The organism is Mesorhizobium sp. B1-1-5, from assembly GCF_006443065.1.
Lineage (GTDB): Bacteria > Pseudomonadota > Alphaproteobacteria > Rhizobiales > Rhizobiaceae > Mesorhizobium.
In genome coordinates this window covers 1-18,710 of sequence record NZ_VFWS01000060.1, presented here as the reverse complement: position 1 = coordinate 18,710, position 18,710 = coordinate 1, and the positions used below count along the sequence as shown (strand labels likewise).

22 protein-coding genes and 1 pseudogene are annotated in these 18,710 nt (G+C 63.8%); 13 read left to right on the top strand and 10 right to left on the bottom strand.

Annotated features, from left to right (window positions below):
• Window positions 1–24 precede the first annotated feature (24 nt).
• Window positions 25–390 (bottom strand): cell division protein ZapA, encoded by a 366-nt coding sequence (locus tag FJ980_RS18355; RefSeq protein ID WP_095767358.1) that lies wholly within the window; start codon window positions 388–390, stop codon window positions 25–27.
• Between the two features lie 4 nt (window positions 391–394).
• Entirely contained in the window at window positions 395–667 is a 273-nt protein-coding gene (locus FJ980_RS18350) for a DUF4164 domain-containing protein (RefSeq protein WP_023763725.1), read from the bottom strand.
• A gap of 260 nt (window positions 668–927) precedes the next feature.
• Between FJ980_RS18350 and tkt the strand changes: the two genes are divergently transcribed.
• The 6 genes from tkt to FJ980_RS18320 all read left to right on the top strand — a co-directional run bounded on the left by tkt (window position 928) and on the right by FJ980_RS18320 (window position 9,631).
• Window positions 928–2,919 (top strand): transketolase, encoded by a 1,992-nt coding sequence (gene tkt / locus FJ980_RS18345; RefSeq protein ID WP_140545117.1) that lies wholly within the window; start codon window positions 928–930, stop codon window positions 2,917–2,919.
• A 144-nt stretch (window positions 2,920–3,063) separates the two neighbouring features.
• Window positions 3,064–4,074, top strand: a complete 1,011-nt coding sequence (gap, locus tag FJ980_RS18340; protein WP_140545115.1) for a type I glyceraldehyde-3-phosphate dehydrogenase — start codon at window positions 3,064–3,066, stop codon at window positions 4,072–4,074.
• A 271-nt stretch (window positions 4,075–4,345) separates the two neighbouring features.
• On the top strand, window positions 4,346–6,235 hold the full coding sequence (locus FJ980_RS18335) for a potassium/proton antiporter (RefSeq protein WP_140545113.1): 1,890 nt from the start codon (window positions 4,346–4,348) through the stop codon (window positions 6,233–6,235).
• A 161-nt stretch (window positions 6,236–6,396) separates the two neighbouring features.
• Window positions 6,397–7,593: a phosphoglycerate kinase gene (locus FJ980_RS18330; protein WP_140545111.1), complete on the top strand. Its 1,197-nt coding sequence runs from the start codon at window positions 6,397–6,399 to the stop codon at window positions 7,591–7,593.
• A gap of 117 nt (window positions 7,594–7,710) precedes the next feature.
• Window positions 7,711–8,736, top strand: a complete 1,026-nt coding sequence (locus FJ980_RS18325) for a class I fructose-bisphosphate aldolase (RefSeq protein WP_140545109.1) — start codon at window positions 7,711–7,713, stop codon at window positions 8,734–8,736.
• A 154-nt stretch (window positions 8,737–8,890) separates the two neighbouring features.
• Entirely contained in the window at window positions 8,891–9,631 is a 741-nt protein-coding gene (locus FJ980_RS18320) for a thioredoxin family protein (protein WP_140545107.1), read from the top strand.
• A gap of 49 nt (window positions 9,632–9,680) precedes the next feature.
• Here FJ980_RS18320 and FJ980_RS18315 read toward each other — a convergent pair whose 3' ends face one another.
• On the bottom strand, window positions 9,681–9,842 hold the full coding sequence (locus FJ980_RS18315) for a hypothetical protein (RefSeq protein WP_140545105.1): 162 nt from the start codon (window positions 9,840–9,842) through the stop codon (window positions 9,681–9,683).
• 205 nt (window positions 9,843–10,047) lie between these two features.
• On the opposite strand from FJ980_RS18315, the gene FJ980_RS18310 reads away from it, so the two are divergent.
• The 3 genes from FJ980_RS18310 to FJ980_RS18300 all read left to right on the top strand — a co-directional run bounded on the left by FJ980_RS18310 (window position 10,048) and on the right by FJ980_RS18300 (window position 11,333).
• Window positions 10,048–10,212 carry a hypothetical protein gene (locus FJ980_RS18310; RefSeq protein ID WP_095767353.1) on the top strand — a complete coding sequence of 55 codons (165 nt, stop codon included), beginning with the start codon at window positions 10,048–10,050 and terminating at the stop codon, window positions 10,210–10,212.
• A 204-nt stretch (window positions 10,213–10,416) separates the two neighbouring features.
• Window positions 10,417–10,611, top strand: a complete 195-nt coding sequence (locus FJ980_RS18305) for a hypothetical protein (protein WP_140545103.1) — start codon at window positions 10,417–10,419, stop codon at window positions 10,609–10,611.
• 2 nt (window positions 10,612–10,613) lie between these two features.
• Window positions 10,614–11,333 carry a YafY family protein gene (locus FJ980_RS18300; RefSeq protein ID WP_095767352.1) on the top strand — a complete coding sequence of 240 codons (720 nt, stop codon included), beginning with the start codon at window positions 10,614–10,616 and terminating at the stop codon, window positions 11,331–11,333.
• Between the two features lie 87 nt (window positions 11,334–11,420).
• Here FJ980_RS18300 and FJ980_RS18295 read toward each other — a convergent pair whose 3' ends face one another.
• The 3 genes from FJ980_RS18295 to FJ980_RS18285 form a co-directional block, all read right to left on the bottom strand.
• Window positions 11,421–12,113 (bottom strand): DUF1013 domain-containing protein, encoded by a 693-nt coding sequence (locus tag FJ980_RS18295; RefSeq protein ID WP_140545101.1) that lies wholly within the window; start codon window positions 12,111–12,113, stop codon window positions 11,421–11,423.
• 253 nt (window positions 12,114–12,366) lie between these two features.
• Complete coding sequence (locus tag FJ980_RS18290) at window positions 12,367–12,507, bottom strand: DUF1127 domain-containing protein (protein ID WP_095767350.1); 141 nt, start codon at window positions 12,505–12,507, stop codon at window positions 12,367–12,369.
• Window positions 12,508–12,805: 298 nt separating this feature from the next.
• A complete protein-coding gene (locus FJ980_RS18285; protein WP_140545099.1) occupies window positions 12,806–13,816 on the bottom strand; it encodes an NAD(P)H-quinone oxidoreductase in 1,011 nt (336 codons plus the stop codon).
• A 166-nt stretch (window positions 13,817–13,982) separates the two neighbouring features.
• Between FJ980_RS18285 and FJ980_RS18280 the strand changes: the two genes are divergently transcribed.
• From FJ980_RS18280 to FJ980_RS18270, 3 genes are all read left to right on the top strand, one after another.
• Window positions 13,983–14,216, top strand: coding sequence for a DUF1192 domain-containing protein (locus FJ980_RS18280; protein WP_140545141.1), 234 nt, complete (start codon window positions 13,983–13,985; stop codon window positions 14,214–14,216).
• 81 nt (window positions 14,217–14,297) lie between these two features.
• On the top strand, window positions 14,298–15,545 hold the full coding sequence (locus tag FJ980_RS18275) for an MFS transporter (RefSeq protein WP_140545097.1): 1,248 nt from the start codon (window positions 14,298–14,300) through the stop codon (window positions 15,543–15,545).
• A gap of 32 nt (window positions 15,546–15,577) precedes the next feature.
• A complete protein-coding gene (locus tag FJ980_RS18270; RefSeq protein ID WP_140545095.1) occupies window positions 15,578–15,853 on the top strand; it encodes a metalloregulator ArsR/SmtB family transcription factor in 276 nt (91 codons plus the stop codon).
• A gap of 100 nt (window positions 15,854–15,953) precedes the next feature.
• Here the strand turns inward: FJ980_RS18270 and FJ980_RS35960 are convergent.
• A pseudogene (locus FJ980_RS35960) lies at window positions 15,954–16,043 on the bottom strand (glutathione S-transferase family protein); the annotation flags it as partial.
• A gap of 24 nt (window positions 16,044–16,067) precedes the next feature.
• Window positions 16,068–16,895 (bottom strand): alpha/beta hydrolase, encoded by an 828-nt coding sequence (locus tag FJ980_RS18260; protein WP_140545093.1) that lies wholly within the window; start codon window positions 16,893–16,895, stop codon window positions 16,068–16,070.
• Window positions 16,896–16,981: 86 nt separating this feature from the next.
• Between FJ980_RS18260 and FJ980_RS18255 the strand changes: the two genes are divergently transcribed.
• Window positions 16,982–17,500 carry a helix-turn-helix domain-containing protein gene (locus tag FJ980_RS18255; protein ID WP_140545091.1) on the top strand — a complete coding sequence of 173 codons (519 nt, stop codon included), beginning with the start codon at window positions 16,982–16,984 and terminating at the stop codon, window positions 17,498–17,500.
• 230 nt (window positions 17,501–17,730) lie between these two features.
• On the opposite strand, the gene FJ980_RS18250 is transcribed toward FJ980_RS18255, so the two are convergent.
• Entirely contained in the window at window positions 17,731–18,132 is a 402-nt protein-coding gene (locus FJ980_RS18250; RefSeq protein ID WP_140545089.1) for a hypothetical protein, read from the bottom strand.
• A 231-nt stretch (window positions 18,133–18,363) separates the two neighbouring features.
• Window positions 18,364–18,546 (bottom strand): 50S ribosomal protein L32, encoded by a 183-nt coding sequence (gene rpmF / locus FJ980_RS18245; RefSeq protein WP_006203806.1) that lies wholly within the window; start codon window positions 18,544–18,546, stop codon window positions 18,364–18,366.
• Window positions 18,547–18,710: the final 164 nt, after the last annotated feature.

The window sequence follows — 18,710 nt, the reverse complement described above, 5'->3', positions numbered from 1 at the left end:
ACTTTTTGCGAGAGGGTGGGCCGCTCAGGCTTTCCTTATCGCGAGCGTCGCCGTGAGGTCTTCCATGCGCTGCGCGAGCGCGCCGAGCGCGGTCGTGAGCACGCTGTCGCTCTTGTCGGCCTTGGTCAGCGCCTCGTCGCGCGTCTTGCGCAGGGTCAGCACTTCGCTCTCCATGCCTTTGACACGCTTGGTGAGCTCCGAGAGCTCGTCCATCACCATGATGCCGGCCATGACGGTGAGTCGCTGATCGCCGATCTCGCCGAAGGAATCCTTCAGGTGCGAGACATAGCGGTCGAAGCGCTCGGCAAGGTCGATCAGATGCTCTTCCTGGCCTTCGTCGCAGGCCATGCGATACTGCTTGCCGTCGATGGAAACCGTGACCTGTGCCATTGCCTTACCTGTCCAGGACCGCGCGGATGGTTTCCATGGCGGTCACCAGCCGCCGCGACACTTCCTTGTTGGCGTCCTCCAGCCGCTCTGCGCGCGCTTCGGAATTGTCGAGCTCCTGCGCCAAGCGCGAACGGTCGGCGTTCATGCGCTGCACCTCGGCCTCGGCTTCCGAATAATCGCGCTCATGCTCGAGCTTCGCCGCCACGGCGTTTTCCAGCCCTTCCATGGCCTTGCCCAGCCTGGCGATGACTTCCTTGAGGGTCGTTTCCCCGGTCATGGCCTCGTCCTATGCCCTGCCCATCACCGAATCGCACGCGTTCAGAATACGTTACCTGGGAAAGATTAGGCGCCGGGTGAAGGGCGCGTCAACAAAGCTCTCGCGACTGTCCCCCGCTATCGCTAATGTAGGCGCTCGATGCCATCACAAGCCCGGCAAAATCCATCCCGATTTGTTGACTAAAAGACCGCGCCTGCTATGTGTCGCGGCATCCTTTTCCAAGGGTTCTCCCCAGGCTCCAACTCACTTCCGGAGGAAGCATGACCTCGCGTGAACAACATGATCGGATGGCCAACGCGATCCGTTTCCTTTCCATGGACGCCGTCGAGAAGGCGAACTCCGGTCACCCCGGCCTGCCCATGGGCTGCGCCGACATCGCCACGGTGCTGTTCAGCCGTTTCCTGAAATTCGACGCCAAGGCGCCGCACTGGGCCGACCGCGACCGCTTCATTCTGTCGGCCGGCCACGGCTCGATGCTGCTCTATTCGCTCCTCTACCTCACCGGCTATGAGGACATGACGATCGACCAGATCAAGAATTTCCGCCAGCTCGGCTCCAAGACCGCCGGCCATCCCGAATACGGCCATGCCGCCGGCATCGAGACCACCACCGGCCCGCTCGGCCAGGGCCTCGCCAATTCGGTCGGCTTTGCGCTCGGCGAGCGCATCATGAACGCCGCCTTCGGCAACGACCTCGTCAACCACTACACCTATGTGCTGGCCGGCGACGGCTGCCTGATGGAAGGCGTCTCCCACGAAGCCATCGCACTGGCCGGGCATCTGAAGCTCAATAAGCTGATCGTCTTCTGGGACAACAACAACATCTCGATCGACGGTCCGGTCTCGCTGGCCGACAACACCGACCAGGTCGCCCGCTTCCAGGCGTGCGGCTGGAACGCCAGCCACATCGACGGCACCGATCCGGAAGCGATCGCCTATGCCATCGAGGCGGCGCGCCATTCCGACAAGCCGACGATGATCGCCTGCAAGACCACCATCGGCTTCGGCGCCCCGACCAAGGCCGGCACCAACAAGGCGCATGGCTCGCCGCTCGGCGCCGAGGAAATCGCCGGCGCGCGCAAATTCTTCAACTGGGACTCGCCGCCCTTCGAGATTCCGGCCGACATCCTCGACGCATGGCGCGCCGTCGGCACGGGCGGCGCCAAGGCCCGCGCCGACTGGGAAGGCCGCCTGGCGAAGGCCGAGCCGAAGCTCAAGGCCGAGTTCGAGCGCCGCGTCGCCGGCAAGCTGCCCTCCAACTTCGATGCCGTCATCGCCGACTACAAGAAGAAGCTGTCGGCCGACAAGCCGAAGGTCGCCACCCGCAAGTCGTCGGAAATGGCGCTGGAAGTCATCAACGGCGCGGTGCCGGAGACCATCGGCGGCTCGGCCGACCTTACCGGCTCCAACAACACCAAGACCAGCCAGACCAAGAACATCACGCCCGAAGATTATGGCCAGCGCTATGTCCATTACGGCATTCGCGAGCACGGCATGGCGGCGGCGATCAACGGCCTGACCCTGCATGGAGGCCTGATCGCCTATGGCGGCACCTTCCTGTGCTTCTCCGATTATGCCCGCCCGTCGATGCGCCTTGCCTCGCTGATGGGCATCCGCTCGATCTTCGTCATGACGCATGATTCGATCGGCCTCGGCGAGGACGGCCCGACCCACCAGCCGGTCGAGCATCTGGCCGCACTTCGCGCCATCCCGAACCACAATGTCTTCCGCCCGGCCGACGCGATCGAAACCGCCGAATGCTGGCAGATAGCGCTGGAATCCGAAAAGACGCCCTCGACGCTGGCGCTGACCCGCCAGAACCTGCCGACCGTGCGCACGGAGCACTCGGCAACGAACCTCTCCAGCCAGGGCGCCTATGAGCTGGCCGCCGCCGGCGGCGAGGCCGTGGTGACGATCTTCGCCACCGGCTCCGAGGTCGAGATCGCGCTCGGCGCGCGCGACCTGCTGGAAAAGCACGGCCATCCGACCCGCGTCGTCTCTGTGCCCTGCTTCGAGCTGTTCGACCAGCAGAGCGAGGATTACCGCAAGAAGACCATCGGCAGCGCCAAGGTGAAGGTCGCGATCGAGGCCGGCATCCGCCAGGGCTGGGATCACCTGATCGGCACCGACGGCATTTTCGTCGGCATGCACGGTTTTGGCGCCTCCGGCTCGATCGAGCAGCTCTATCCGCATTTCGGCATCACCGCCGAGGCCGCGGCCAAGGCGGTCGAAGCCCGCCTGCGCGGCAACTAGGAATTGGCTCAGCCCGGCAACATCGATTGACGCTTTGCCGGGCTGGACCAACCTAATCGATTTAAATGCGACGTTCTGCGGCTGGATTCTTGCGCCTTCCGCCGTTATGACACTGCGGACCCATCCGCCCCAAGGGAGAGAACAATGACCGTCAGAGTTGCCATCAACGGATTTGGCCGCATCGGCCGCAACATCCTGCGCGCCATCCATGAATCCGGCCGCAAGGACATCGACGTGGTCGCCGTCAACGACCTCGGCCCGGTCGAGACCAATGCGCACCTGTTGCGCTATGACAGCGTGCATGGCCGCTTCCCGCATGAGGTGACCGTCGACGGCGACCAGATCTCGGTCGGCAAGGAGAAGTTCAAGGTCACCGCGATCAAGGATCCGACCCAGCTGCCCTGGAAGGAGCTCGGCATCGACATCGCGCTCGAATGCACGGGCATCTTCACCGCCCGCGACAAGGCCGCCGCGCACCTGACCGCCGGCGCCAAGCGCGTTCTCGTTTCGGCTCCGGCCGAAGGCGCCGACCTCACCGTCGTCTACGGCATCAACCACGACAAGCTGACCAAGGACCACATCGTCATCTCGAACGCGTCCTGCACCACCAACTGCCTGGCGCCGCTGGCGGCCGTGCTGCACGAGACCGTCGGCATCGAGAAGGGCATGATGACGACGATCCATTCCTATACCGGCGACCAGCCGACGCTGGACACCATGCACAAGGATCTTTACCGCGCCCGCGCCGCGGCGCTGTCGCAGATCCCGACCTCGACGGGTGCGGCCAAGGCGATCGGCCTTGTCCTGCCCGAGCTCAAGGGCAAGCTCGACGGCATTTCGATCCGCGTGCCGACCCCGAACGTCTCGGTTGTCGACTTCAAGTTCATCGCCAAGCGCTCGACCTCCGCGCAGGAGATCAACGAAGCGGTCATCGCCGCGTCCAATGGCAAGCTGAAGGGCGTTTTGTCGGTCACTCATCACCCGAACGTGTCGATCGACTTCAACCACGACCCGCATTCCTCGATCGTGGCGCTCGACCAGACCAAGGTGATGGACGGCAACTTCGTCTCGGTGCTGTCCTGGTACGACAACGAATGGGGCTTCTCGAACCGCATGGGCGACACCGCCGTCGCCTTCGGCAAGACCATCGCCTGATCCGGAAGTCATCGGAAATTTGAAACGCCCGGCTTCGGCCGGGCGTTTTCGTTTAAGATTCGGCCGATCCGCGCACTATGGTGACTAGCCGGAACACCAGTCGCGTCGTCATTCCAGAATCTGCGACGGAGCTTCGCTCCTGCTTCGCCCTGGAATGACGAAGTTTGGAAGCGTTGGCCCCAAAAAACATCCTGTTGCCTTGCACTGGTCATGTCTTCGCCCCACTCTCCCGTAAAGCCACAAACAGAGGGATTTGGAGGGGCAATAGCGGATGGAGCATGCGATCTATCTCGTGACGCTGGTCGGCACGGCGCTCATTGTCGCCGCCGCGTTTTCGAGCCTGATCGCCTTCCGCTTCGGCGCTCCCTTGCTGCTGCTCTTCCTCTGCATCGGGCTTGCCACCGGTGTCGACGGCCTCGGCATCGAATTCGACAACGCGCGGCTGGCTTATTTTGCCGGCTCACTGGCTTTGGCGGTCATCCTGTTCGATTCCGGTTTCGGCACGCCGCTCAACGCGCTCAGGCAAGCAGCCGGGCCGGCGCTGTCGCTGGCCACGATCGGCGTTATCTTGACCACAGCCATCTTCAGCGCCGCCGCTTCCTATGTTCTCAAGCTCAGCTGGCTGGAATCCTCCCTGCTCGGCGCCGCCGTCGCCTCCACCGACGCGGCCGCCGTGTTCTTCCTGCTGCGCGCCGGCGAGATCCATCTGCGCGAGCGCGTGCGCGCGACGCTCGAAGTGGAATCCGGCACCAATGACCCGATCGCCATCTTCCTCACCATCACCTTGGTCGAGATCATCGCCGCGCACGCCAATCCGGAAGCCAATGTGCTGGCCACCAACCTTTTGCTCGGCTTCCTCGCCAATATGGGGCTCGGTGCCGTCATCGGCGTGCTCGGCGGCTTTGGCATCGTGCGTCTGGTCGAGCGGTTGAATCTCGATCACGGCCTGCTGCCCATCTTCGTGCTGACGCTATCGCTGATGGTGTTCGCGGCGGCCGGCGCCGTCGGCGGCTCGGGCTTCCTCGCCGTCTATCTTGCCGGACTGGTCGCCGGCAATTCCGACATACGCGCCGTCACCATCCTCAAGCGCTTCCAGGACGGCATGTCGTGGCTGGCGCAGATAATCATGTTCCTGATCCTCGGCCTGTTCGCCACACCCTCGCAATTCCCCGAAATCCTTGTGCCGGCGATCCTGCTCGGCCTGTTCCTGATCTTCGTCGCCCGCCCGGTCGCCGTCTGGCTCTGCCTCGTCCCGTTCCGCCTGCCGCGGCCAGAGGTCGCCTTCGTCTCCTGGGTCGGCCTGCGCGGTGCGGTCTCGATCCTGCTCGCCATCACGCCGCTGCTCGGCGGCCTGGAGCATGGCCGGCTGATCTTCAACGCCGCCTTCATCATCGTGCTGGTGTCGCTGGTGGTGCAGGGCTGGACGGTCGGTCCGCTGGCGCGCCGCCTCGGCCTGATCGTGCCGGCCCGTCTTGGGCCGCTGGACAAGGTGGAGCTCGAGCTGCCGGGCTCGGCGCATCATGAGCTGCTCGCCTACCGCGTAGCACCCGGCAGTCCGGTGGCGCGGGGCGAGCGCATCCCGCGCTGGGCGAGGCCCTCGCTGGTGCTGCGCGACGGCCGCTCGATGCGCTTTCAGGACATGGGCCGGCTGGCGGCCGGCGATCAGGTCTACATCTTCGTGCCGGACCGCTACCCGCGCCTGCTCGACAAGCTCTTCGCCAGCCGCGCCGTGGTCGATCCGGAGGATGCCGACTTCTTCGGCGCCTTTGCCGTCGATCCGGCCCGCTCGGCCGCGGAGCTGGAAGCCGCCTACGCCCCCGGCCTGTCCGAGGCCGAGCAGAAGCTCACCGTTGCAGCGCTCGTTACCGAGCGGCTCGGCGGCCGTGCCGAATATGCCGACCGTGTGATGATCGGCCCGATCGAGCTGATCGTGCGCGATGTCGACGAGAAAGGCAGGATCACCGGCCTTGGCCTGTCCTTCGAGCCGACCGCGCCGGTCGCGCGCGTGCCGGTGTTCATGAGCGCCGGCGAGATCGGCGACCGCATCGCGGCGCTAATCCACAGCTGGCGCAGGCCCGCGAAGAAGCAGACAGCCGACGACGTGCCGGTCGACGCCGTGGCGCCCGCAGCGGACGGGCAGAAGGCAACCGGCGAAGGCTGATGTCTCACGGCGACATCATTTTTGCGCGCGCGCTATCGACGCGGCCCTTGCATCGTCCTTCGCGCCGAGTAAGGTCGCCGCGTTTTCGCTAGAGCAATTTCGGGAAAAGTGTGGGCGGTTTTCCCGTCCGGATTGCGTCAAGGCACTAGGAAGGAACGACCATGGCCGGCTTCAAGACACTCGACGATATCGGCGCCGTCAGCGGCAAGCGCGTCCTGGTGCGCGTCGACCTCAACGTTCCCGTCGCCGGCGGCAAGGTGACCGACGCCACCCGCATCGAGCGCATTGCGCCTACCATCGCCGAGCTCTCGAAAAAGGGCGCCAAGGTGATCCTGCTTGCGCATTTCGGCCGCCCCAAGGACGGCCCATCGGCCGAGTTCTCGCTGGAGCCGATCGCCAGGGCCACGGCTGACGTTCTCGGCCTCCCGGTCGGTTTCGCCGCCGACTGCATCGGCGCCAAGGCCGCGGAAGCCGTCGCGGCGATGAAGGACGGCGACGTCCTGCTGCTCGAGAACACCCGCTTCCACAAGGCCGAGGAGAAGAACGAGCCGGCCTTCACCGAACAGCTTGCCGCCAATGGCGACATCTATGTCAACGACGCCTTTTCCGCCGCGCACCGCGCGCATGCCTCGACCGAAGGCCTCGCGCATCTTCTGCCGGCCTATGCCGGCCGTACCATGCAGGCCGAACTCGACGCGCTGGAAAAGGGCCTCGGCGATCCGGTACGGCCGGTGGTGGCCATCGTCGGCGGCGCCAAGGTCTCGACCAAGATCGACCTTTTGATGAATTTGGTGAAGAAGGTCGACGCGCTCGTGATCGGCGGCGGCATGGCCAACACCTTTCTTGCCGCGCGCGGCACCGATGTCGGCAAATCCCTCTGCGAGCATGACCTCGCCGGCACCGCCAAGCAGATCATGATCGAGGCGGCGGAAGCCGGCTGCGCCATCATCCTGCCCGCCGATGGCGTCGTGGCCAAGGAATTCAAGGCGGGCGCCGCCAGCGAGACCGTCGCCATCTCGGACGTGCCGGCCGACGGCATGATCCTCGATGTCGGTGCAAAGACCGTGCAGAGCGTCAACGACTGGATCGACCGCGCCGCGACGCTGGTCTGGAACGGCCCGCTCGGCGCCTTCGAGATCGAGCCTTTCGACCGCGCCACGGTGTCCGCCGCAAAGCATGCCGCTGCCCGCACCAAGCAAGGCAAGCTGGTGTCGGTCGCCGGCGGCGGCGACACGGTGGCCGCGCTCAACCATGCCGGCGTCGCCGGCGATTTCACCTATGTCTCGACCGCCGGCGGCGCGTTCCTCGAATGGATGGAAGGCAAGCCGCTGCCCGGCGTCGAGGTGCTGAAGCGGTAGACAGTCCGAGCCCAGGCAAAGCCCGCGCGGCTTTCGATCGATTCTAGCTTTCCGGCGTCATTCCTTTGGCGGTAGTGTTCTGCCGGCGCGGAATAAACGCAGCGAAGGAGAGCACCCATGAGCGAACGTCTCGAAGATATCGCCGCCGCTATGGTGAGCGGCGGCAAGGGCCTTTTGGCCGCCGATGAGAGCTCCGGCACCATCAAGAAGCGTTTTGACGTCATCGGCGTCGAATCCACCGCCGATAACCGGCGCGACTATCGCGAGATGATGTTCCGGTCCAGGGACGCGATGTCAAAATACATCTCCGGCGTCATTCTCTATGACGAGACCATTCGCCAGCAGGCCGCCGACGGCACGCCGCTCGTCGACATCATCAAGGCCGCCGGCGCCATTCCCGGCATCAAGGTCGATCTCGGCGCCAAGCCGCTGGCCGGCTTTCCCGGCGACAACATCACCGAGGGCCTGGATGGGCTGCGCGAGCGGCTCGCCGACTATTACAAGCTCGGCGCCCGCTTCGCCAAATGGCGCGCGGTGATCGACATCGACATCACCAAGGGTGTGCCGTCGGCCAATTCGATCGCCTCGAACACCCACGCTTTGGCCCGCTACGCTGCGCTGTGCCAGGAGGCCGGCATCGTGCCGATCGTCGAGCCGGAAGTGCTGATGGACGGGGCGCATTCGATCGACACCTGCTACGAGGTCTCCAAGGCGACGCTGATCAAGCTCTACGACGAGCTTTACGCGGCCCGCGTCGTGCTGGAAGGCTCGATCCTCAAGCCGAACATGGTCATCTCCGGCAAGAAGTCGGGCAAGACCGACAGCCCGGAGGAAATCGCCGAGAAGACGATCAAGCTGTTCCGCGAAGTGGTGCCGTCGGCAGTGCCCGGCATCGCCTTCCTCTCCGGCGGCCAGGAGGACGAGGAGGCGACCGCCAACCTCAATGCCATCAACGCCATCGGCCCGCATCCTTGGAAACTGACCTTCTCCTATGGCCGCGCGCTGCAGGCCGCGCCGCAGAAGGCATGGAGCGGCAAGGCCTCGAATGTTGCCGCCGGCCAGGCCGCCTTCACTCACCGCGCCCATATGAACCATCTGGCGGCGCTCGGAAAATGGCTGCCGGCGCTGGAAAAGGCCGCCTGACACCATCCCTGAGCAGTGCATAAAAACCCGGGCCGGCAGCCCGGGTTTTGCTTTTTGCGAGCCGCATTCCCACTTGTCAGGCGCCGACCGCTATCGACCATGTCGGATCGCGCCGATGTCGAACGTCCTTGGCAGGAGAGGACAGGAGATGGTCATGCATCGCAATGCCGTGGTTTCGCGGGAGGAATGGTTCGAAGCGCACAGGAAGCATCTCGAGCGCGAGAAGGAGCTGACGAAGTTCCGCGAGCTTATCGCCGCGGAGCGGCGGCAATTGCCCTGGTTCAAGCTGCGCAAGGATTATGTTTTCGAGAGCGAAGCGGGGCCGAAGCATCTTGCCGAACTGTTCGCCGGCAAGAGCCAGCTCATCGTCTATCATTTCATGATGGCGCCGGGCTCCGACCACCGCTGCGAGGGCTGCTCGTTCCTCGCCGACCATATCGACGGCGCCAACCGGCACCTGAAGCATCATGACGTCTCGCTGGTCGTCGTCTCGCGTGCGCCGCTGGCCGAAATCCTGCCTTACAAGCAGCGCATGGGCTGGAAGTTCGACTGGATGTCGTCCTATGCGTCCGATTTCAACTTCGACCTGCAGGTCTCCTTCACCGACAGGCAGATCGCGGCGGGCGAAACCACCTACAATTTCGAGAAGCGCCCGTTACGGTCGAAAGACCTGCCCGGCACCAGCATCTTCTACCGCAACGAGTGCGGCGACATCTTCCTCACCTTCATGTCGCGCGCCCGCGGCGGCGACGCGCTGATCGGCGCCTATCATTATCTCGACATGACGCCGAAGGGCCGCGGCGAGACGGGTCCCTATCACAACCTGATGGACTGGGTGCGCCTGCATGACGAATATCGGGACAAAGACAAGGACCGGCCGGACTGCTGCGCGTGAACGGCAGGACGCGCCACTCGCGGGCCGTCCTCCCCGAATATGGACAGGCCTACGCCCAGTGCCCAAGCACCGCCGCCAGCGAGATAGCGGCCATCGCAAGCAGCGCCAGCTTCCAAAAATCGCCGCGCCGCCTCAGCCCCGGCCAGCCCAGCGGCTTGATGACCTGGATCAGCATGATGCCGCAGATGACAAGGGCAAACAGTTTCGTCATGCCGCCTTTGACCAGCATCGATGGCGACTGTCAAAGCTGTTCTCGAGCGCACCCTCGGGCGGAGCAGTCCTGACAGAAATAGGGCCTATTCGAACGCTGCGAACGGCACCGCACCGTCTTCCTCCGCGCCCTGCCAACCTCCTGACAGACTGCTGTCAGGAGGGGTGTGAGATACTCTTCTCATCAAAAAGAGAGGAGTGACGTCATGAACGGTTTTACAATTCTGCGTAGTGTGCAGCACTATGTCGGCAGGATCCGCACCGTGCGCAACGAGATTCGCACCCAGCGTTTCCTGAACACTTTGCCGGCGGACATCCGCAAGGACATCGGCTGGCCGGACCTTTACCAGGGCCGCGTGCGTGAAAACTGAAATTTTGCGCCGCGACTTGGATTGGAGCGCAGTAGCGCCCAGATGTAATGCGGCCAGTAATGTTGAGTTCAGGGAAAGAGCCTTGTTCGCCGGTAGTTTCGCCGCAGCCTCCTGACAGTATGTTGTCAGGAGGCATGCGGTAATTGGAGCGGCGTCGATCCTGACAGCAACGAACATCAACCAACGATCCGGAGTAATCCGCGCATGGTGAAAAGCTGGAACGGCAGGCTGAGCACGCCGAGCATCGTCGGCATCACGCCGTCGCTGCCCACGGTCGGTGATGTCGTCCAGGGCCAGTCGATGCTGGCGCCGACCGCAGGCGGATTGTCCTTCGGTGCGAAATTCGTTGCCGCGCAGCGCACGCGCGAAGGGCTTAAGTCATATCCTGGGGGGATCTAGCGATGCGTCGTGCTGACAGGCTTTTCCAGATCGTGCAGCATTTGCGGGGCGGCCGGCTGGTCACCGCGCAGAAGCTCGGCGCATGGCTCGAGGTTTCCGAACGCACCATTTACCGTGACATAGCCGACCTGCAGTCGACCGGCGTGCCGATCGATGGCGAAGCGGGCGTCGGCTACATGATGCGGGAGGGATTCGACCTTCCCCCGCTGATGTTCACACGTGACGAGATCGTGGCGCTGGTTGCCGGCGCCCGCATGGTGCGCGCCTTCGGCGGTGCCACAATGGCGAGGGCCGCCGACGAGGCGCTGGTCAAGATCGGCGCCGTGCTGCCCGACACCGAGAAGGACCGCATCGCCCGCACCGAGATCCATACGCCGATGTGGGTGGTAAGCGACGCCGCGCGGGAAGCGATCGACCTGATCGAGCGCGCCATCGAGAAGCGCCAGGTGCTGACCATCGACTATTCCGACGAAGCCGGCCGCGGTACCGCGCGCGACATCAGGCCGTTGGGGCTGTGGTTCTGGGGCAAGGTCTGGACCCTGGTCGCCTGGTGCGAGATGCGCGACGATTTCCGCGCCTTCCGCATCGACCGCATCGCCTCGGTCGTCATTGCCGGCCGCATCTTCAAGCCGGAACGGGGCAAGCAGCTCGCCGATTTCTACCGGGCCGTCGAGCGCTCAGAGGATTACGGCATGGCGCCCGACCGCGCCGCGCGGACGTGACTTCCTCCCAAGCCATTGTCCAATAAAAAAGCCCGCTCGAAGCGGGCTTTTTTATTGAGCGGCAAGTCGACCAAGGCCGACCCCTCCTTACTCTTCATCTTCGTCCTTGTCCTTCGACTTGAGCGCCGAAAGCTTGGCGAAGACGGCGTTGGCATCGAGCTCCTGGTCCTCATCCTTCGGCTTCTCCGGCGCCGGCACCAGCCGTTCGGTGAGCGCGGCGGGCAGCAGCGTGTCGCCGACGGGCTGCGCCGGCTCGCGGCCGCGCGAGGCGCGGTTGACCTCAAGGTCCAGGTCGATCTGCGAGGTGAGGCCGAGCGTCACCGGATCCATCGGCTGCAGATTGGCCGAGTTCCAGTGCTTGCGCTCGCGGATCTGCTCGATCGTCGACTTGGTGGTGCCTACGAGACGGGCAATCTGCGCATCCTTGAGCTCGGGATGGTTGCGCACCAGCCACAAGATGGCGTTCGGCCGGTCCTGGCGCTTCGACAAAGGCGTGTAGCGCGGGCCCTTGCGCTTCGATTCCGGCACCCGCACCTTCGGCTCCGACAGCTTCAGCCGGTGGTTGATGTCCTTCTCGCCGCGCGCGATCTCGTCGCGCGTCAGCTGACCGGTGATGATCGGGTCCATACCCTTGATGCCTTGGGCCGACTCGCCGTCGGCGATTGCCTTGACTTCGAGCGGATGCAGCCCGCAGAACTGCGCGATCTGCTCGAAGGAGAGCGCGGTGTTGTCGACCAGCCAAACGGCGGTCGCCTTGGGCATCAGCAGCGAATTGGCCATATCAAAAATCCTTCTCGTTCGCCCGCGTTCCCGCGCGGGCGGTGGTTTTAGAGCCACCAAAATGGGAAATTCGCGGCCTGTATAAACGCTCCCTCCAATTTTCGCAATGTTTTTGGGAAGGGCCGATTCAAGGCCCTAAAAAGACAAAACCCGCTGGACGAGGTCCAGCGGGTTTGGAACCGGAAACAAGCAAGCGTCTCGACGGCTCTGGCTTGCATGTCGCAGCCCGACCGCGAGGCCGGGCTGCGTCTGATTACACCGCCTGGCGGGCGATACGCTCGATGTCGGCCCGGTTGATGCCGAGGTCGCTAAGCTGGCGGGCATTGAGCTTGTTCAACTCGCGCACGGTCTCGTTGTACATGCGCCACTTACGGAAAGCACTGATCGGGTTCATGATGGTTCTCCAGTCGTTTGGTCAAATCGTTTGATGCCGCGTAAATAGGCACTCCTGCCCACAAATTGAACGGACGCTTTTGCATGGCCGCAATGCGTTTTGTGCAATGCAGCATTATGGTTTCGTTCAGCTTGGAACCGGAACACGCGCCGACGCCAGGATGGGTCGAGATTCAGGTCAGGCCGAGTCGAAAATGGTGGACTTCGAGAACCGGAGCGGAGCGTACTTTAATACGTGAGCACCGGAAGCGCAGAAGCCCGGCATTTGCAGGCCGGCCTCACCTGAATAACGACCCATCCTACTCCACGTCGAGGACGATCTTGCCGATATGCTCGCCCTCTTCCATTCGCTCGTGCGCCCGCCAGGCTTCGGTCAGCGGAAAGATCATGTCCATCACGGGAGCCACCTTGCGCGTGCTGAGCAGCGGCCACACCTGGGCCTCGAGCGCGGCTGCGATCGCCGCCTTGAACTCGACCGTGCGCGGACGAAGCGTCGAGCCGGTATGTGTCAGGCGCTTCACCATGATCTTGGAGAAGTCCGCGCTGGCAACGGCGCCGGCCTGCACCGCGATCTGCACGATGCGCCCTTCGACGGCCGCGGCATCGTAATTGCGCCCGACGTAATCGCCGCCGACCATGTCGAGGATGACGTCGGCGCCCTTGCCATCGGTCGCATCCTTCACGGCGGCGACGAAATCCTCCTCGCGGTAGTTGACCGCCCGGTCGGCACCGAGCTTCAGGCAGGCGTCGCATTTCTCCTTACTGCCGGCAGTGGTGATCACAGTGGCGCCGAAGGCCGAGGCGAGCTGGATGGCGGTGGTGCCGATGCCGGACGAACCGCCATGGACAAGCAGCGTCTCGCCTTTCTTCAGGCCGCCGCGCTCGAATACATTATGCCAGACAGTGAAGTAGTTTTCCGGAACCGCGGCGGCTTCCGAATGCGTGAAACCCGCCGGCAGCGGCAGCACGCTGCCGGCATGAACCTTGACATATTCGGCATAGCCGCCGCCCGGCGTCAGCGCGCAGACCCGGTCGCCGATGCGCCAGCGCGATATCTCGTCGCCGAGCGCCGCGATTTCGCCCGACGCTTCGAGGCCCGGCAGGTCGGATGCACCGGGTGGCGGCGGATAGGCGCCCTTGCGCTGCTGGACGTCCGGCCGGTTGACGCCGGCCGCGTGCACCCGGATCAGCACTTCGCCGGGGCCGGGCACCGGCACGTCGCGCGTTTCCGGCTTGAGCACCCTTGGCCCACCCGGTTGCGAGATCGCGATGGCCGTCATCTTCGCCGGAATCTTCTGTCCGTTTGCCATGATATCGTCTTCTCCCTGTGTCCCGGTCTATCGCCGCCCGTTTGCATCGGCGCCGCTGCCTGGAGCAGTTCGGCGCTTGAAGAAGCGCCAACCTGCTCCAACTCTTTGTTCCTACGCTATTCCGGACGGAAAACCGCTACGCACTTTTCCCGGAATTGCTCTATGTATGCCGATTGCCAGATCAGGCAAATGGCCGAGTAAGAGAGGAGCGATCTTCGACGACGAACCCAGGAAAAAGCAGCGCCCGCACGAGATCGGCCAGGACCTGTCTTTGCTGTCCGTCGACGAATTGGCCGAGCGCATCGCATTGCTGCGCGACGAGATCGCCAGGCTGGAAGCCGAGCGCACCGCCAAGGGCGCCACCAAATCCGCCGCCGAGTCGCTGTTCCGCCGCGGATAAATTGTTCGGCGTGCTCGCTCGCCGCCGAAAAGCCCGAATAAATCTGTCTTCAGGCCCTGCGTCTCGAACCCGGATCAAGCGATGTTTGCAACCTACAGACCGATCCTCTCGCTGCTGCGCGGCACCGCGTTCCTGCTCGCCGCATCCGGCCTGCACGGTCTGCTCCTGCCGCTGCGCGGCCAGGTGGAAGGCTTTTCGACCGCATCGCTCGGCCTGATGGGCACGGCCTGGGCCGGCGGCTTCGTTGCCGGCTGCTTCTTCGCACCGCGTCTCGTGCGCCGCGCCGGCCATGTCAGGGCTTTCGGCGCCTTCGCCGCGTCGGGCGCGATCGTCGCGCTGCTCACCGGCCTCATCATCGACGAATATGTCTGGATCCTTTTGCGCGCCTTCACCGGCTTCACCATGGCCGGCGCCTTCATGGTGATCGAGAGCTGGCTTAACGAGAAGGCCACCAACGAGAACCGCGGCACCGTCTTCGGCCTCTACATGATGGTCACCTATGCCTCGATCATGGGCGGCCAGATGATCGTCGCCGGCGGCGATGTGCGGTCAGCCTCGCTGTTCATGATCACCGGCATCCTGTTTTGCCTGTCGCTCATTCCGACGGCCGTGTCGACGCAGTCGCATCCCAAGCCCCTGCAGGACGTCAAGCTCGACGTCAAAGGCCTTTACGCCAACTCGCCGGTATCGGCGGTGGCCTGCCTCCTGATCGGCATCGCCAACGGTGCCTGGGGCACGCTGGGCGCCGTCTATGGCGCGCGCGTCGGCATATCGACCGCCGAGATCGCGCTGATGATGAGCCTGGTGGTCATTTCCGGTGCCGCCATGCAGCTACCGGCCGGGCGCCTGTCGGATACAACCGACCGGCGCTTCGTGCTGGCCGGCGCAGCCTTCGGCGCAGCCCTGGTCGCGATGCTGATCTTCCTGATCGCGCCGCGTTCGGGTGTCTTCATCATCGTGATGACCGCCGCCTATGGCGCCTTCGCCTATACGCTCTATTCGATCGCCGTCGCGCATGCCAACGACCACGCCCGCTCCGAGGACTTCGTCAAGGTTTCGGGCGGTCTGCTCTTGCTCTACGGCTTTGGCACGATGATCGGCCCGCTTTTGGCCGCGGCCTTGATGGGCTCGGTGCGTCCGGAGGGGCTTTTCCTGGCAACCGCGCTCGCGCATCTCAGCCTCGCCGGCTACACGCTGCTGCGCATCCGCGCCCGCGCGCCGGTGCCGATCGAAGACCGCGATGCCTTCAAGACGCAGCCCGCGGACCGCGCGGTCACGCCCGAGGCCACGCGGCTCGATCCGCGCAGAAAGGTTGAAACCGATAGTTGAGATTCGCGAGACTTTGCCTCACAAATAAAGGCATGATGTTTTCTGACGCCTTTATGGCGATAGCCGATCCCAACCGGCGCCATCTCTTGGAAGAACTCCGGCGCGGCCCGAAGACGGTGAACGAATTGGCCGCCGGATTGCCCGTCTCACGCCCAGCGGTTTCCCAGCATCTGAAGGTCCTGCTGGACGCCGGCCTGGTCAACGCCAAGCCCGAAGGCACGAGGCGCGTCTATACTGTCAGCAGCGCCGGCTTCCTCAGGCTCAACATCTGGCTCGATCAGTTCTGGGAAACGGCGCCGGGAGAATAGCCCCTGGCCATCAATGCATGCCGCTCAGAAGTGTGAAGCGGTTCTGAGGCAATGACATGCGCTTGGCCGAGGCCTCAAGGCGCCGTCTGCAGGGCTGCGCCGCGTCGTCATGCAGCGCTGGCATCTTGCCGGTCGGCGACACCTTCAGGAAGGCCGCGCGCGAAGCTCCATCGCCGAGGTCGACGATGACGGTCAAGCCGGCGTCTTGCCGGCGCTAGCCGTGTGCGGCGATGGCTTCGACGATCTGTGGCCAGTCGTTGCGATGCAGTTCGTGGCCACCGCCTTCGACCTTGACCAGCCTCGCGCCGGAAACGGCCCCGGCCAGAGCTTGGCCATGCTCGATCGGGAAGAGCGGGTCGGCGGTGCCGTGGATGACGAGCAACGGCACGCGAAGATCCCGCACCGTCCGCTGCGGGCCGTCGCCCTTGAGCAGGAAATGATTGGTCGCGCTGGCCAGCCCACCGGAACGGCCGTAATCCTCCTCGATCATCTTGCGCGTCCGCCCCTCGTCGAACGGATGGCGAGTGCTGGCAATCGCACGGGCGTCCTTGACCATGAAGTCGATCACCTGCTCCCGCTTCGACCAGTCGACATTGCCGCCTTCGGCCGAGTGCTGCTTGTAGGCTTCGGTCGTTCCGGGCAGGCCGGATGTATCGACGCCGAGCGGCGAACAGGAGATCACGGTGAGCGCGCTGACGCGTTCGGGATATTTCAGCGCCACGCTTTGCGCGAGCATGCCGCCCATCGACATGCCGGCGACATGCGCCTTGGCGACGCCATGGTCGTCGAGCACGCGCATGGCGTCGTCCACCATGTCCTCGAATGTGTAGGGCGGCGCGCCCAGCGGATATTTGGTCGATAGGCCCGTGTCGCGGTTGTCGTAGCGGATAACGAAGCGGCCGCGCCCGGCAAGCTGCCGGCAGAAGGGTTCGGGCCACCACAGCATCGAAGCCATGGCGCCCATGATCAAAAGGATCGCTGGATCTTTCGGACTGCCGAAGCTTTCCGAAACGATGTCGGGGCGCTGCGCTGCGGTGGTCATCTGCTCCTCCATTCCGCTTGCATTTTGCAATTGGTTGCACGATAATAAAACCGATATCATAATGCAACTGGTTTTTGGAGATCGTTATGTCCGCCGAGCATCGATCCGGCTGCCCGATCAATCTGTCGCTCGAGGTCTTTGGCGACCGCTGGAGCCTGATCATCCTGCGCGACATGATCTTCGGCGGCAGGCGCCATTTTCGCGAGTTGCTCAACGGCTCGCTGGAAGGCATTGCCTCCAACATCCTGGCCGACCGGCTGAAGCGGCTGATGGAGCTCGGCCTGCTGACCAAGGCCGACGACCCCAGTCACAAGCAGAAGGCGATCTACAGCCTCACGGAGATGGCGATCACGCTGGTGCCGATCATGGCGCAGCTCGGGGCCTGGGGACGCGTCTGGCTGCCGGTTACGGAAGAATTGTCGATCCGCGCCGAGCTGCTCGAAAAGGGCGGTCCGCCGCTATGGGACCAATTCATGGACGAACTGCGTCACGAGCATCTGGGCGCACCGTCCAAGACCTCGCCGGGCACGCCGACCGTGCGCCAGCAACTGCGCGCTGCTTACGAGGAAGTGGTCGCACGAAAAGCTGAGGCTACTGTGGATTGACCGCTTTCGTATCGGGGGTTTGGAGATTAGCCGGAACGTTCCTCGCATCGTCATACTATGGCGGAGCAGGGAGCGAAGCGCGCAGACCATAGAATCCGTGACTTCGAAGCGTTGCTGCGCGCAGAATTCTGCTCCGTTGCACTCCTTGGCGAAGGTAACGGCATGGATTCCAGGGTCTTCGCGACGGAGCTACGCTCCTGCTTCGCCCTGGAATGACGACATTGGAAGACCTAATTCAAATTGATATCCCGGCTGGCCGACCGCATCGACACCGAGAAGCCGGCCAGCACGTCGAACAGCGCGATGACCATCAGCGTGAAGAAGACGGAGTGCGCCGCGCCTTTCACCAGCAGGAATTCGACCAGGAATGCGATGAAGACCAGCGTCGACAAAAGATGATCGAGGATCGAGGCGTTGGTGGTGCGCACCGATTTTGAGATCTCGACGAACAGGAAGATCAGCCCGATCAGCACCATCAGGCCACCGAGCGTCATCGAGAACACGCCGCCCGACATCATGCGGAAGGAGAACATCTCGGTCGTCCAGGGATCGTCGCCGCCGCCGAACAATCCGAGCAGGCCGAGATTGTAGAGGACGAAGGGCACGATCAGCAGCGGGATGGCACCGAACATCTGGGCGACTCCAATGGGGCACCCCTTTTGTAAAATCCGCGGCAGGCGCGCCGTCAAGGCTTTTCGCCGGCGGCGGCGAACACGCTCTAAGACCTAATGAAATAACAATGTCAGCCGGTTGTCCGGCTTTTCTGCAGCCTGCGAGGCCCAGGCCTCCATCAACCAAGGGCCGCACGCAAAAAGACCGGCCAAAGGCCGGTCTTTTGAAACGTCATGAACCGCGGAAGCTTCTCAGCTTTCCTTCGGCTCAAGAACCTGGCGGCCGCGATACATGCCGGTCTTCAGGTCGATGTGGTGCGGACGGCGCATTTCGCCGGAATTCTTGTCCTCGACATAGGTCGGGGCCTTGAGCGCGTCGGCCGAGCGGCGCATGCCGCGCTTCGACGGAGAGGTTTTTCTTTTTGGAACGGCCATGGATATGCTCCACTACATGGTCAAAATGCCCCGGCAACCCTCGCGAAAGGGCCGCATCGAGGCCATAATCTGAGAAAGTCGGGTGCCTATACACGCCTTGCGCCGTTTTGGCCAGCGCCGGCGCGAATTTTTTTGCCGCAGGAGGACAGGAGCTAGGTGTGTCG